At 56.8% G+C, this 13,459-nt stretch carries 14 protein-coding genes; 2 read left to right on the forward strand and 12 right to left on the reverse strand.

What is annotated here, in order from left to right:
* Positions 1–4: 4 nt before the first annotated feature.
* The 10 genes from B0B09_RS04090 to B0B09_RS04135 form a co-directional block, all read right to left on the reverse strand.
* A complete protein-coding gene (locus B0B09_RS04090) occupies positions 5–1,441 on the reverse strand; it encodes an aldehyde dehydrogenase family protein (protein WP_076658474.1) in 1,437 nt (478 codons plus the stop codon).
* Between the two features lie 19 nt (positions 1,442–1,460).
* A complete protein-coding gene (locus B0B09_RS04095) occupies positions 1,461–1,832 on the reverse strand; it encodes a YciI family protein (RefSeq protein ID WP_076658475.1) in 372 nt (123 codons plus the stop codon).
* Between the two features lie 61 nt (positions 1,833–1,893).
* Positions 1,894–2,853, reverse strand: coding sequence for a Bug family tripartite tricarboxylate transporter substrate binding protein (locus B0B09_RS04100; RefSeq protein ID WP_076658476.1), 960 nt, complete (start codon positions 2,851–2,853; stop codon positions 1,894–1,896).
* 65 nt (positions 2,854–2,918) lie between these two features.
* Positions 2,919–4,418 (reverse strand): tripartite tricarboxylate transporter permease, encoded by a 1,500-nt coding sequence (locus B0B09_RS04105; RefSeq protein ID WP_076658477.1) that lies wholly within the window; start codon positions 4,416–4,418, stop codon positions 2,919–2,921.
* Positions 4,418–4,888, reverse strand: a complete 471-nt coding sequence (locus B0B09_RS04110; RefSeq protein ID WP_076658478.1) for a tripartite tricarboxylate transporter TctB family protein — start codon at positions 4,886–4,888, stop codon at positions 4,418–4,420. Before B0B09_RS04110 ends, B0B09_RS04105 begins: the two co-directional genes overlap by 1 nt.
* Positions 4,889–4,941: 53 nt before the next feature.
* Entirely contained in the window at positions 4,942–5,979 is a 1,038-nt protein-coding gene (locus B0B09_RS04115; RefSeq protein WP_076658479.1) for an Ldh family oxidoreductase, read from the reverse strand.
* Positions 5,976–6,863 carry an alpha/beta hydrolase gene (locus B0B09_RS04120; RefSeq protein WP_076658480.1) on the reverse strand — a complete coding sequence of 296 codons (888 nt, stop codon included), beginning with the start codon at positions 6,861–6,863 and terminating at the stop codon, positions 5,976–5,978. Before B0B09_RS04120 ends, B0B09_RS04115 begins: the two co-directional genes overlap by 4 nt.
* A 37-nt stretch (positions 6,864–6,900) precedes the next feature.
* Entirely contained in the window at positions 6,901–7,458 is a 558-nt protein-coding gene (locus B0B09_RS04125; protein ID WP_076658481.1) for an NADPH-dependent FMN reductase, read from the reverse strand.
* Between the two features lie 17 nt (positions 7,459–7,475).
* Positions 7,476–8,381, reverse strand: a complete 906-nt coding sequence (locus tag B0B09_RS04130; RefSeq protein WP_076658482.1) for a VOC family protein — start codon at positions 8,379–8,381, stop codon at positions 7,476–7,478.
* A gap of 100 nt (positions 8,382–8,481) precedes the next feature.
* Positions 8,482–9,357, reverse strand: coding sequence for a fumarylacetoacetate hydrolase family protein (locus B0B09_RS04135; protein ID WP_076658483.1), 876 nt, complete (start codon positions 9,355–9,357; stop codon positions 8,482–8,484).
* A 179-nt stretch (positions 9,358–9,536) separates the two neighbouring features.
* On the opposite strand from B0B09_RS04135, the gene B0B09_RS04140 reads away from it, so the two are divergent.
* Positions 9,537–10,235 carry an FCD domain-containing protein gene (locus tag B0B09_RS04140; RefSeq protein ID WP_084190724.1) on the forward strand — a complete coding sequence of 233 codons (699 nt, stop codon included), beginning with the start codon at positions 9,537–9,539 and terminating at the stop codon, positions 10,233–10,235.
* Positions 10,232–11,605 carry an FAD-binding oxidoreductase gene (locus tag B0B09_RS04145; RefSeq protein ID WP_076658485.1) on the forward strand — a complete coding sequence of 458 codons (1,374 nt, stop codon included), beginning with the start codon at positions 10,232–10,234 and terminating at the stop codon, positions 11,603–11,605. The genes B0B09_RS04140 and B0B09_RS04145 overlap by 4 nt, the downstream gene beginning before the upstream one ends.
* A 322-nt stretch (positions 11,606–11,927) precedes the next feature.
* Here the strand turns inward: B0B09_RS04145 and hflX are convergent, their stop codons facing one another.
* Positions 11,928–13,202, reverse strand: coding sequence for a GTPase HflX (gene hflX, locus B0B09_RS04150; protein WP_076658486.1), 1,275 nt, complete (start codon positions 13,200–13,202; stop codon positions 11,928–11,930).
* A gap of 2 nt (positions 13,203–13,204) precedes the next feature.
* The gene (gene hfq / locus B0B09_RS04155; RefSeq protein WP_007204924.1) at positions 13,205–13,438 is read right to left on the reverse strand and encodes an RNA chaperone Hfq; all 234 of its coding nucleotides are present in this window, start codon (positions 13,436–13,438) and stop codon (positions 13,205–13,207) included.
* Between the last annotated feature and the right edge of the window lie 21 nt (positions 13,439–13,459).

Genomic DNA, 13,459 nt, shown 5'->3' on the forward strand with positions numbered 1-13,459 from the left:
TGTCTTAGGCCAACGTGTAGGCGGTTTTGACGGTTGTATAGAATTCAACAGCATAGCGCCCCTGTTCGCGCGGGCCAAAGCTAGAGGCCTTACGCCCGCCGAATGGCACGTGAAAATCCACGCCGGCGGTCGGCACGTTCACCATGACCATACCGGCCTCAGCGTTGCGTTTGAAATGGGTAGCATGTTTCAGGCTGGTCGTCGCAATCCCCGCAGACAGCCCAAAATGGGTGTCGTTGGCCACATCCAAAGCCGCGTCATAATCGGCGACGCGGATCACCGCGGCAACGGGGCCAAATATTTCTTCGCGCGCGATGCGCATGTCATTGGTGCAATCCGTAAACAGGGCCGGACGCTGGAAGAAGCCTTCGGTTGAACGGGTCAACCGTTCTCCGCCCGTAACAAGACGCGCGCCCTCGGCCTGGCCTATCTGAATGTAGCCTTCGTTCTGCGCCAACTGGCTTGCATCCACGACCGGGCCGATCTGCGTCGCCGGATCCAAGGCATCCCCAACCGTCAGCGCATTGATGCGCTCGCTTAGTGTGGTGACAAATTTATCGTGGATCGCGTCTTCGACGATGATGCGCGATGATGCCGTGCAGCGTTGGCCGGTCGAGAAAAATGTCCCTTGCGTCACACAGTCGACGGCCACGTCCAAATCGGCATCTGCCAACACTATAAAGGGGTTCTTGCCACCCATCTCCATCTGCGACTTGCGCATGAGCTTGGCGGAGTCCAAAGCGAGTGCAGCGCCAGTTGGTTGAGACCCAGTAAAGGTCAACGCATCAACATCCGGGCTTTGCACGATGGCCTGACCTACGACAGATCCACGCCCCATTACGAGGTTCAAGACGCCTTCGGGTAGCCCCGCGCGTTGCAAAATATCCACCAGTTCCCAAGCGCAACCTGGAACCAGATCGGCAGGCTTGAACACCACTGTGTTGCCATAGCAAAGCGCAGGCGCCAGTTTCCATGCGGGAATGGCAATCGGAAAATTCCACGGCGTGATGACCCCGACAACGCCAACCGCTTCGCGTGTAACTTCAACGCCAACACCGGGCCGCACAGAGGGCACGGTTTCGCCCGCCAGTCGCAAAGCTTCGCCAGCGAAAAAGTCGAAAATCTGTGCCGCGCGCACGGTCTCACCGATACCTTCGGCCAGGGTCTTACCCTCTTCACGAGACAACAACTGGCCAAGCTCGTTCTTGCGCGCAAGAATTTCGTCAGAGGCGCGGCGCAAAATACCGTGACGTTCAAGTGGCGCACTACGTGACCACGCAGGGAACGCCGCCTTGGCCGCACTAATCGCATCAAGCGCCTGCGCCTCGTTCGCGCGGGCATAGTGGCCGATGATATCCGCAGTATTGGACGGGTTGATATTGGCTGCAGCGTCGCCAGCCACCCAAGTCCCACCAATAAAGTTCTGTTTTTGATCCGACATATTGGTCTCCTGAGTGGATTTAGCCGATATCGGCCGATTGATCTGAATAGCGTACGGTAAACGTCATTGCGCCTTCGTTGAGCATCCAGCGGTTCACTTTATAGCTGCGCAAACCGGCAGCGTGGAATGGATCGGCATCCGCATGGGCGCGGGCCTCGGCTTCGTCCTTGGCGCGCAGGATGATCATGCCGCCATAGGGGATCGCCTCACCCTCTTCGAACAAAGGGCCGGCACCAAACAGGATGCCGTCGCGCTCAAGTTTGACCTGGTACTCCAGATGGGCAGGCAGGACATCTTGCATCCCTTCGCCGCGCGCCGGAGTGGTTGTTATGACATAAAGGGACTGGCGCAGCATACTGGCATATAGGTCTTCGGGTTTTGTCGTGCTCATGATGCGGCTCCTTGATGGAATAGAGATGGCCCGCCAACGGGGGTGCGGCGGGCCAGAGTATTTAGCGCTTTTCGAGGCCAGCGCTTTCGATCACGTCGGTCCAAACAGAAATCTGACCTTCGATAAGCGCTGTCATTTCCTCACCAGTAGACGGCGATGGCTGCGCGCCAAGCGAGGCGATCATTTCGCTCACATTCGGAGCTGCTAAAGCGGCGTGTACTTCAGTGCGGATACGATCAGCAATCTCGTCAGGGACACCTGCTGGCATGCCGATCCCTGTCCATGAGACCACGTCAAAACCTTCGGCGACTGTTTCCGACACCGTTGGCACATCGGGGGCATCAGGCCAGCGTTCGGCAGAGGTGATGGCGAGGATATCATAGACACCTGCCTCCGCTTGTGGACGGATGACCGTGCCTGTATCGATGACAACATCAACTTCGCCACCCATCAAAGCTGTCGAAGCGGCTGCACCGCCTTGGTATGGAATATGTAGGAAGTCAGCATCTGTCCGCAGGTCAAGCAATTCACCGGTCAGGTGTTGTGTAGACCCAACGCCCGAGTGGCCGATTTTGATCGTCCCAGGCGCGGCAGCGGCCGCAGCAATCAAGGCTTCCATGGACTCATATTCGCCAGCGCGGGCCGCGACCATGAACGGGAACTGTCCGAGGGTCGAGATGAAGGTAAACCCGTCCACGGATTCGTAAGGTAGGCTTTCATAAAGCGCTGCCGCGACGGCGTGGCCACCAACCATCAGCTGCATGGTATAGCCGTCCGGATCCTCTTTGGAGACATAGCCAGAGGCCACAGTGCCACCTGCACCGGGGCGGGATTCCACGACCACAGGCTGGCCCAAACCTTTGGACATTTCTTCGGCCATTATCCGGGAAACAGTATCAGCGTTACCGCCCGGGCCAAAACCGTGAACAATGCGCAGTGCGCGATCAGGGAATTCCTGTGCCGCTGCCGGCATGGCAAGGGCTGCCACGAGCGGCAGCGTCGTCAGTAGTTTCTTAAACATTATAGTTCCTCCCATTAGGTTGAGCCCCTTTCAGTGTCACCTCGGGCTCGGTAAGGTGTTCCGCGTCACGGTATCGCGCGCGCGGTTTTACGTCGTTGTGATAGACCTGACCAAATTGCCCAAACGATCAAAATGACCGAGCAGATGAACAAAACTCCGCTGATCGGGCGGGTCACAAAAATTGTGAAGTCACCGCCGTAAAGCAACATCGTCCGGCGGAAATTGTCTTCTAGCAGTGGCCCAAGGACAAAGCCGAGGAGCACAGGAGCAGGTTCAAAGCGGTAGTTTTTCATTAGGTAGCCAAGGACACCGAAGGCCAGTGTAAGTAGAACGTCAGTCACACTGGTTCTGTGTGAATAGACGCCAACACAGATCATCAGGAGGATCATCGGATAAAGCTTCTGGTAGGGAATGCGCAGCAGCAGAACCCAGAGTTTGATCAGCGGAATGTTGATCAACAGCAAGATGATGTTGCCGACAAAGAAGCTGGCGATCACGCCCCAGAACAACTCCGGTTGATCCGCCATCAACCGCGGACCCGGGATGATGCCGTTCAAAATCAGCGCACCGATAATCAATGCCATCACAGCATCACCGGGCACACCAAGCGTCAGGGTCGGAATAAATCCGGTTTGGGATGCCGCGTTGTTCGCGGACTCAGGCGCCGCAAGTCCCGGCAGGTGCCCCTTGCCAAACTTTTCCGGATTGCGTGAAAACCGTTTTTCTAGCGCGTAGGCCATAAATGACGCAATCGCAGCACCCGTCCCGGGCAGGGCGCCAAAGAAAGAACCGATGCTGGAACCACGCATAATCGGAAAGATCAGTGACTTTGCCTGCGCGCGGGTCGGGATCACGTCGCGCATGCTGACGGATAGCGGTGGCGCACCGCGTGCAGGCCTGCGGGACGCATGGCGGATAACCTCGCTGACACCAAACAGACCCATAGCCAGCGAGACTAGGCTGATCCCGTCTGCCAATTCAGGCATCGCAACGAAACGATAGTATCCGGTTGTGGCATCCGCACCGACCAAGCCAAGCGCGATGCCAAGAACAACCATTGCAAGCGATCTAATCTGTGATCCGGTCCCGATCATTGAGGCCGCCAAAAGCCCGATGATGACCAGCATTGCATATTCAGGCGCACCGAACTTCAAGGCAATCACGGTCATCGGGATCGCCGCAAGGACCAGAATAGCCACTCCGAACATGCCGCCCAAGAAGGATGAGAAAGCCGCAACAAAAAGAGCAAGTCCCGCACGATTGCTTTGCGCAAGGGGGTAGCCTTCCAGGCAGGTCACAACCGAGGATGGCGTTCCGGGCAAATTCAGCAGAATTGACGCGATGGAGCCACCATATTGCGATCCATAGTAAATACCTGCCAGCAAAATCATAGACGAGGTGGCATCAAGGTAGAACGTCACAGGCAGCAACAACGAGATTGCCGTGATCGCGCCTACACCGGGCAGAACCCCGATAAGCTGTCCCAGAAATACACCTAAAAACGCATAAACCAGAACGCTGGGTTGCATCACCACCGAGAGGCCAAGGATGAATTGATCCAGCATTACCACCTCCAGAACGCAGGAATTGGCAGCCCAAGTCCCACAAGGAACAAAAGCCAACCCAAACCCGCCGCGATAATGGAATAGATCAACACGGTCAGCGGCTTAGACTGATCATCGGCGAACATCGAAACGCCGACCGCCAGAAACATCGACGGGACAAGGCCCGCACGGTCGACCAGCACAGCGAAGATGATGATTCCCGCAGAGACAAAACACAGGCTGCGCCACTGGATTGCGCCAGGGCGCTCCAATTCAGGGTCGCCCAGATCAACAATGAGAATGGCGACGGCGAGAAGTGAAATCAGGACGCCGATTGTCTGCGGAATAAAGCCGGGGCCCATCTGGTTGAGCGATCCCGTCGGGTAGCCCCAGGCGAAGAACGAAATAACCAGACCGGCCACCAAAAGCACAGCCCCGCTTACAGCGCGGGCCGCTTTGCTTTGTCTTTGATGTTCCTCAATCAGTGCCAAGGTTCCCTCCCAAGAACGTTAATGCCCGTCGTTAAGTAACGTTCTGCCTGCTCTCATTTTTCAATCTGCATCACGGCCGGTTGATCCACGCCGAGCCTGTTACCTAAGGTCGCCAACCGATCTAGCGTGCCGTCTGCCAAGGGGATGCCAGTCTGCATCCGCTCATCTGACAAACGGAACCCGCGTTCACCTGGCATGAGGATTTCCTCCGTGCCAGGTGCTTTCGGCAAGCCTTTCAATTGCTGCACAAGCTCCGCGATCTGGTTTGTAAAGACGTCTGGCGCCCCGAAAGAGTCAATCTTGATCGCCAGCGCAGCCCCGTTCATCGCGCCTTTTCCGCCGCCCAGAACGGTCGAGATGACGGGATTTGCCACCAGTACGCTGCACAGTACCTCGATCATCAGCGACAGGCCCGACCCTTTGGGGCCGCCAAGCGGTGTCAAAGTCGAGACCTGCGTGGGATCCGTCACCGGATTGCCGTCCGCATCAATCGCCCATTCGGGTGGGATCGCTGTGCCCGCGTCCTTGGCATGCATGATTTTGCCCAAGGCGGCGGTTGATGTGGACATATCCAGCAGCAACGGCAGGCCAGTTGACGGCGCAGAGATAGAGATCGGGTTGGTCGACAACCCTGAAACCTTCGCACCGTGATAGGCCATCAATGGTCCAGAGGCTGTCATCACGATACCAATGTAACCGCGCTCTGCGGCCCTCAGCGCGAAATATCCCACAGCACCTGCATGGGTGATACTACGTGCGGAACACCAGCCAATGTTGGATTTTTCAGCCAAATCAATCGCCGTGTCCATCGCCGCGACCATCCCAGAAGGGCCCGGTGCTTTAGCGGCGTCGAGAACGGCAACGGCCCCGTCGCAGCTTTCCAACCTAGGCTCGGCGGTTGGGTTAATCAGCCCCGTCTCAACCATCTCAATATAGCGCGGAATGCGCAGCACCCCGTGGGAATTAGCCCCCCGCGCATTAGCCCAGACCAGAGCATCGGCCGTGCGCTCCGCGTGCGCTAATGCGTAACCCCCCGCCTGTAAAAGGGCCGATGCATAAGCCTTCAGGGTTTGCGCACCCAACAGTTTCATGACGCGTCGCTGAACTGGACAGGGAAGAACTTTTTCAGCCAAGCCTCGACCAAGGCTTGCGTATGCGGGCGGTCTTCGTCCGACACGGGGAAATGTGACATGCCGGTCGGAATCATAAGTTCGGCATTGGCGCCGGCTTTTTCGAACAACCGGATGGACTGCTCCATCGGCGTAATCACATCGTGGGCCGTATGGAAAAGCAGCAGCGGCCGCGGTGCGATAGAGGCCACAACGTCTTCAGCACGGAAGTTATACATGCTAATTGCGGTTTCCACTGGAACCTCGAACTGCGCCTTTGGCGACAAGTTGACCCGCAGTTCTGGCGGGATCGGCACCACGTCGAAACGCGACACCCACATGCTTTCGCCTGTCTCGGCCTTGTGTTTGCGGCCTTTTTCCAGAATGCCCGTGAACTTCTCCCACGCTTCGGGCGTCGGGTGCTGGCCACGGAACTTGCGCTCTCCGTCGCCCCAACCACAGAACGAGACAACGCAGGCAATCCGCTCGTCCACACCGGCGGAAAAAATCGCAACCGCCGCGCCAAAGCTGTGTCCCGTGACACCGATGCGCGCCGGATCGACTTCTTCAAGCCCAGACAGGAACGTGACGGCATTGCGCGTGTCAGCCACTTGATCGAAGCACCTCACTTCGCCGCGCGCGCCTTCGCTTTCGCCACAGCCACGGAAATCCATACGGAACACGCAATATCCAAGGTCCGCAATCATGCGGGCGATGATTTCCACGTGGGATTTGTCTTTGGTGCCCACAAAACCATGAAGAACAATAAAGGTGGGCAAGCGCGCGCCAGGCTTGCGATTCTCGGGCACATGAAGCACGCCAGACAGCTTCAGGCCATCGGACATAAAGGTATGCTGCTGTTCCATGTGTTTATGCCTCTTTCAAGTCAGGTCAGGGCTGCGTTCAGGCTGCGGCCCATGTGTTGCAAAATGCCGTGAAGGCAGAGAGGTGACCGCGCAGAAACGCTTCGGTCTCAGGGTTGGTGATGGCGCCCGCGTCCACATCCAGCTTGCCTATGGCTCCTGCGATCTGCACTTCGGGTTTCGCCATCACGATCATGTCCTGCGATAGCAGCGTTTGACGCAGGCTTTCGTGAACCCGCGCGCCTCCAAGAAGTCCGGGGGACACACTCCAGATCGACACCGGTTTATGTGCCAGTGGGTTCGGGTTTTTGCGCGACAGCCAATCGATGGCGTTTTTCAGGCCGCCCGGAATGGACCAGTTGTATTCAGGCGTCACAATCAACACCGCGTCTACGCTTTCGACCTGAGAGATGAAGGCCGCCACAGCTTCAGGCATCCCCTCGTCCAGCAGGTCCTGATTGAACAAAGGCAGCGTGCCCGGATTTGCAAGTGCCACCGCCTGCGCGTCGTGAGGCAGCAGACTGGCTGCCGCCCGTGCTGCCGCGCGGGACAGGGATGCGCGCCGTAAGGAACCTTCTAGTATACCGATTCTCAACATGGGAACGTCCCTTTCTGTTAAACTGCGGGTGCCGCCCAAGGAAAGTGATGCTCACGCCATGGCAGCGGTGCCGGTTCCCCCCAGACATTCATCACGCGGACATTTTCGGGACGTTTGAGCGCGGTGATAATGTTCGGCTCGTAGCGGTCGTCATCGTTGATAAGGGCCATGTTTCCGGCCAGCTCGACCATCGCGCCGCACGTGTCTATGTAATAGGCAAAGGTGTTGTCACCCGGCCGGTGCCGCCCTGGCCCCCAGATGAAGTTCTTGCCAATGGTGTCGAGCCGGTCCCCCAAGTGGCAGTAGCTCGAGAATTCGGCCACTTCCCACGAATAGTGATGCAAACCGGTGCCGCCCTTCACGATGCCCAGAATGTGGTGCAACCGGTTCGCGGCGCGCATCCAGTTCAGGCCATCATCGACCATCCTTTCAGACAAGCGCATACCGAAGATCTTTTCCATCTGGCCGCGCGTTTCGGCAGGTTCAGGAGAGAGAATGTTGACATGGTCTAGCCGCAAGGGCGCCATCCCTGGGGTCGCGTGGCGGTTGCCGTAAATTTCAGTCTCGACTGGGCTGTGAAGTTCGAATGTGTGGCCCTGTGGCGTGACGAACTGCATGCCCGCGACACAACACTCCAGACTTGGCTCGTTAGAGATCAGCTTACAGCCCGCCTCTTCGACCCGGCCTACAGCCTCGGCCACCGCCCCCTCAGAGACCGCCTCAAACCCGAGCGACCGCATCGCATTCTCGTCGGATTTGTGCAGCACCAGTTCGGCCATGCGCCCGTTAGATGACAGCCAGACGCAGTCCGTTTCCTCCCGCGTGACGCGCAATCCAAGGATGTCGCAAGACTCCCGAACCAAAGCCTCAATGTCGACCACGTTCAGTTGAACATGTCCCATCGAATTTACCAGATAGCCCATGGCTGCAGTCCTCCACCACTTGATCCCAAATGGGTAACATACATTTTCGCAATCGCAAGTTATTTTCGAAACTATTCGGATAGTAGAATAATATTAGAGCTCATGCAGTTGGATATGCATGGGATTTTGCCTCTTCTTCGGCCTCTACAGTGTTCGAAAGCACGCCGATCCCTTCAATTTCCACATCTACCACGTCCCCCGGCGTCAGAAATTCCTTTGGGTCGCGGGTGATACCAAAGCCCGTACAAGTCCCCGTGACGATAACATCTCCTGCCTGCAGTGGCGCAAAGGTCGAGATGTAGGAAATCAAATAGGGGATATCGAAAATCATCCGCGAGGTATTCGTGCCTTGCTTTTCCACCCCATTTACACGGGTCGTGAGTGCAAAGCCTGTTTTGGGGCTTGGCATATCTTCAGATCGCACCATCCATGGGCCGAACGCGCCGGTTCCGACAAAGTTCTTGCCTGGCGTGAACTGATGCGAATGCTTCTGCCAATCGCGCACGCTGGCGTCGTTGTAGATGGAATAACCCGCTACGTGATCCATGGCCTGTTCTGGGCAGATGTGTCGTCCGCCTTGCCCAATGATCACCGCAAGCTCACCTTCAAAGTCCAGCTTTTGCGAGGACCTCGGTTGGATCAGGGGCGCGCCGTGTCCAATTTGCGAAGAGGGCAAGCGCAAGAAAAGAACCGGATAAGATGGCACCTTGTCCGGATCGGTGTCGTCTTCCCAGTAATTGATTGCGGCCAGAACAATTTTGTCGGGATTCGGGATCACCGGCGCAAGTTCAATATCTGTTAGGGCAAGGTCAGCGTCACGAAGGCCCGTGAAGATTTCAAGCGGCATCCCGCCTGAAATATAAGACTTTAGATCAGGATATAGGCCACTATGGCGTGCGCCTAGATCGAACAGCCCCCGATCATCAACGCAACCCCATGACGGCGTTCCATTGCGTAAGAATGAGACAAACTTCATTGATTACCCCTCTTTAGTCCGTCACCAATAACTACAAGCAAGCTTGCGGAAATACATCTAGTTTTTCGAAAGTTGTGGTGATCGTTGAAATTCTGAGATATTCGAAAGCTTGTAGCAAGGGAGTGGTCGGGGCATAGGACGCTTGCCACCTCAATGTTCAATCAAGACAGGAGAGCCATGTGTCGCCAAATCGTTTGGGTCCAACAACTAGCCAATCCTTGACGCGGGACGGGACCCAGAACCGCGATGTCCTGACCCGTTTGCGCACAGACATCGTCAGCAGTGAGTTTGCGCCGGAAGCAAGGCTCAAATTTGCAGAAATGACAAAGCGTTACGATGTGGGGGTCGGAACCTTGCGCGAGGCTCTCTCGCAGCTATCATCGGAAGGGTTCGTGACGGTTGAGGCGGGCAAAGGCTTCAGGGTTGCGCCAGTCTCTGCGAAAGAGCTTTTGGAAATCACCGACCATTTCATCAATTTTGAAAAACGTGCCGTGCGCGAGGCAATCGAACATGGCGGGGAAGACTGGGAAACCAAAATCGTTGCCGTACACCATCGCCTAAGCCTGATCGAAGGGCTGCCATGGGAACAGCGGATGGAACGTCATTCAGAATGGGTAGAGCGCCACCGAGAGTTTCATGAAGCTCTCGTGAGTGCCTGCCAAGGACAATGGCTATTTCGCCTGCGGTCGATCATGTTTGACCAACTCGACCGATACAGATTTGTGACCAAACGCACGCCTGAGGGTTTGGGCGGCCGCAAGTTCGAAGAACATCGCGACATCATGGCCGCAACGCTCGCGCGGGATGCCGATCTGGCGTCAAGCTTGATCGAAGAACATATCCGCGACACCTCTGAACGTGCGATAAAATTGCTATGACGGATGTCTTGAGGCATCTGGCCGCCGCCTTGTCTCCAAACTCGATCTTAACTGGTGAAGATAAGGCCCCCTACCTGACCGACTGGTTGGGTGAGTTCAAAGGTGAAGCGCTGGCCGTGTTGCGGCCATCGACCACGCAAGAGGTCGCGCAGATTGTTAGAATTTGTCGCGAAGCGGGGGTGGTGGTTGTGCCACAAGGCGGCAATACCGGATTGGTCGGCGCTGCCACACCTATAGGTAAGACGCGCCAAGCCGTAGTGGTGCAACTGGGGCGCATGAACGCCATTCGCAAGATCGATGCGCGCGACAACGCGGCCCTAGTCGAGGCGGGATGCGTTCTCGCCCGCCTGCAAGCCGCCGCCGAAGACGAGGGGCGGCTGTTTCCATTGTCTCTTGGGTCAGAGGGCACAGCGCAAATTGGGGGGCTCATCGCAACCAATGCAGGGGGCACGATGGCCTTGCGTTGGGGCATGATGCGCGACCTCGTCCTTGGTCTGGAAGTGGTTCTGCCCGACGGTCAAATCTGGAGCGACCTGTCCAGCTTACGCAAACGCAACGTCGGGATCGACCCCAAGCATCTCTTCATTGGAGCAGAAGGCACGACAGGTATCGTTACAGCGGCAGTGCTAAAACTGATACCGCGCCCCGCAGCCCGCGCAACCGCTTGGCTTTCACTAACGAACCTTGATGCCGCGCCAGCGTTCCTCAGTCTCGCGATGGAGCATACAGGCGGGGCGGTCGATGCATGCGAGTTGATCCCCAAGCAGGGCCTTGCCTTCGCCTGTTCCCATGTTCAAGGGGCGCGTGCACCGCTTAGCAACGAAGCAGACTGGTCAGTCCTTATTGAGATTAGTGGCCCCGATGCATCTCATCTTCAAGACACTCTAATGGAACTCTTGGAAACGGCAATGATGCAAAACCTCGTTTGTGACGGGGTCGTTGCCGCCAGCGACACACAACGTCAAGACCTTTGGTTTCTGAGGGAGGCAATCGTCGAGGGTCAACGGCTTGCAGGGTATCAGATCAAACACGACATTGCTGTACCAATCGCTATGGTTCCTGATTTTATCCGAGAGGCCAGCGATCTCGTTTGGAAGATAAAGCCCGACACGTTGATTTCAGCCTTTGGCCACATTGGCGATGGGAACATCCACTTCAATCTATCGCCAGGCGACAACACGTTCACTGCGGCACTCTCAGAAAGCGTGTACCGCGCGGCGCTTGCGTTTGGCGGAACCATCAGCGCTGAACATGGACTGGGTCGAAAGAAGTTAAAGACTGCCGAAGACCTAGATGCTGGCCAAACCTTCCCGATGGATATTGCAACTCTCTTGGACCCAATCCGAGGTCTCAACCCACTTTACTATTAAGGCAAGGCTGGACCGAATTCGGTCATCCGGCTGGTGTCGAGAATAACCATCAGCTCTCTTCTCGTAATTGACAACTGTTCGATACAAGATGGTAGAAAGCAGCCGCAAAATGACGCGCCTTACCGTCAAGCTGCACGAGCAACTCAGAGCTTCCCAAGACAGCAGCACGGTCTCCTTTGGAGAGTCGAGCTCGCTGTTCGCGGTCCACCAGCAAATGCCCCGCCTTCTTGCATTGCACTTTTCTGCATTTGCAGTCCCGCAAAATCGGACATTGGCTGTGAATACTTCGAGGTCCGCTCCGTCCCTCAAAGCTGCCTTTCACCTACAACCTGACAAAGCGCTCTTTTTGCAACTGCGTCCAGAACACTGTCAGGTCGTAACCCGTCTCGGTCTGGACCTCATCCGTCACGATCCCCGCATCAAAGAGCCATGCGCGTTTGCGCCCTTCGGCGAAGGTCAGTGTCAGCTTTTCCTCGCTGCGCGGGTCCTTCAGCTTGTCGGGGATGGCAGCCAGCAGCGTATCCAGCCCCTCACCGGTGACCGCAGAAATCGCGTAGAGGTCGTCCATGCGCGCCGCTTGCGTCAGCACTGCATCACGCGCGTCACCTTCCAGCAGGTCGGTCTTGTTCCAGACCTCGATGATCGGGGCCTCGTCGGCCACGCCAAGGCTTTGCAGAATGGCGCGCACGTCCTGTGCCTGTTCCTCGGTCTGTTCATGGCTGATATCGCGGACGTGCACGATCAGGTCCGCGTCCAGCACCTCTTCCAATGTCGCACGGAAGGCCGCGACCAGTTCGGTGGGTAGGTCACTGATGAAACCCACCGTGTCGGACATGATGATTTCGTCACCTGTCGGGAGCACGATCTTGCGCATGGTCGGATCAAGTGTCGCGAAGAGCATGTCCTTGGCAAAGACTTCGGCCCCTGTCAGGCGATTGAAAAGCGTGGATTTGCCTGCGTTGGTGTAGCCCACCAAAGCGACAATCGGAAAAGGCACCTTGGCGCGGGACGCGCGGTGGAGTTCGCGGGTTTTCACCACTTTCGCCAATTGCTTGCGCAGGCGGTTGAGCTGTTCGTCAATCGCACGGCGGTCCGCCTCGATCTGGGTTTCACCCGGGCCACCGACAAAACCCAAACCACCGCGCTGACGTTCAAGGTGGGTCCATGCCCGCACCAGTCGGGTGCGCTGGTAGGACAGCGCCGCCATTTCAACCTGCAGCACACCCTCGGAGGTGCGCGCACGGTCGCTGAAGATTTCCAGAATCAGGCCGGTGCGATCCAGCAGTTTGACGCCCCATTCCTTTTCCAGATTGCGCTGCTGCACAGGGGTCACGGGGCCGTCGATCAGCACAAGTTCGATCTCGGCGTCGTGAAACACCTGTTTCAGCTCTGCGATCTTGCCTTTGCCAAACAGCTTACCGGGCTGGATTTTCGGCAGGCGTACGATGGTGCCACCAATCACATCCAGATCAGGCAAGGCAGCAGCCAAAGCCAACCCCTCCGCCAACGCAGGTTCAGCCGCGCGGCGGTTCTGGTCGTTTTTTAATTCGGGATGCAGGACCCAAGCCCGTGTGACGGGGCGATCATGTGCGAGCAAAGTTACTCTTCACCTTCATACAGGCTGATCGGTTGCGCCGGCATGATCGTGGAAATCGCGCTTTTGTACACAAGCTGCGATTGACCATCACGACGCAAGAGAACGCAAAAACTATCAAACCAGGTAATCACACCCTGCAGTTTCACACCGTTCACGAGGAAAATCGTGACGGGTACTTTTGTCTTACGCACATGATTAAGGAATGCGTCTTGCAGATTTGCTTTGTCGGCAGCCATCGCCAAACCCTTTTTTCTTGT

Origin of the sequence: Yoonia rosea (genome assembly GCF_900156505.1) — a bacterium.
Classification (GTDB): Bacteria; Pseudomonadota; Alphaproteobacteria; order Rhodobacterales; family Rhodobacteraceae; genus Yoonia; species Yoonia rosea.

Excerpts from the sequence above, each read along its gene's own strand:
- hfq (WP_007204924.1), bottom strand. The coding sequence starts at position 13,438 with ATGGCTGCCGACAAAGCAAATCTGCAAGACGCATTCCTTAATCATGTG.
- B0B09_RS04100 (WP_076658476.1), bottom strand. The coding sequence starts at position 2,853 with ATGTTTAAGAAACTACTGACGACGCTGCCGCTCGTGGCAGCCCTTGCC.
- B0B09_RS04115 (WP_076658479.1), bottom strand. The coding sequence starts at position 5,979 with ATGAAACTGTTGGGTGCGCAAACCCTGAAGGCTTATGCATCGGCCCTT.
- B0B09_RS04130 (WP_076658482.1), bottom strand. The coding sequence starts at position 8,381 with ATGGGCTATCTGGTAAATTCGATGGGACATGTTCAACTGAACGTGGTC.
- B0B09_RS04125 (WP_076658481.1), bottom strand. The coding sequence starts at position 7,458 with ATGTTGAGAATCGGTATACTAGAAGGTTCCTTACGGCGCGCATCCCTG.
- B0B09_RS04105 (WP_076658477.1), bottom strand. The coding sequence starts at position 4,418 with ATGCTGGATCAATTCATCCTTGGCCTCTCGGTGGTGATGCAACCCAGC.
- B0B09_RS04120 (WP_076658480.1), bottom strand. The coding sequence starts at position 6,863 with ATGGAACAGCAGCATACCTTTATGTCCGATGGCCTGAAGCTGTCTGGC.
- B0B09_RS04095 (WP_076658475.1), bottom strand. The coding sequence starts at position 1,832 with ATGAGCACGACAAAACCCGAAGACCTATATGCCAGTATGCTGCGCCAG.
- B0B09_RS04145 (WP_076658485.1), top strand. The coding sequence starts at position 10,232 with ATGACGGATGTCTTGAGGCATCTGGCCGCCGCCTTGTCTCCAAACTCG.
- B0B09_RS04090 (WP_076658474.1), bottom strand. The coding sequence starts at position 1,441 with ATGTCGGATCAAAAACAGAACTTTATTGGTGGGACTTGGGTGGCTGGC.
- B0B09_RS04135 (WP_076658483.1), bottom strand. The coding sequence starts at position 9,357 with ATGAAGTTTGTCTCATTCTTACGCAATGGAACGCCGTCATGGGGTTGC.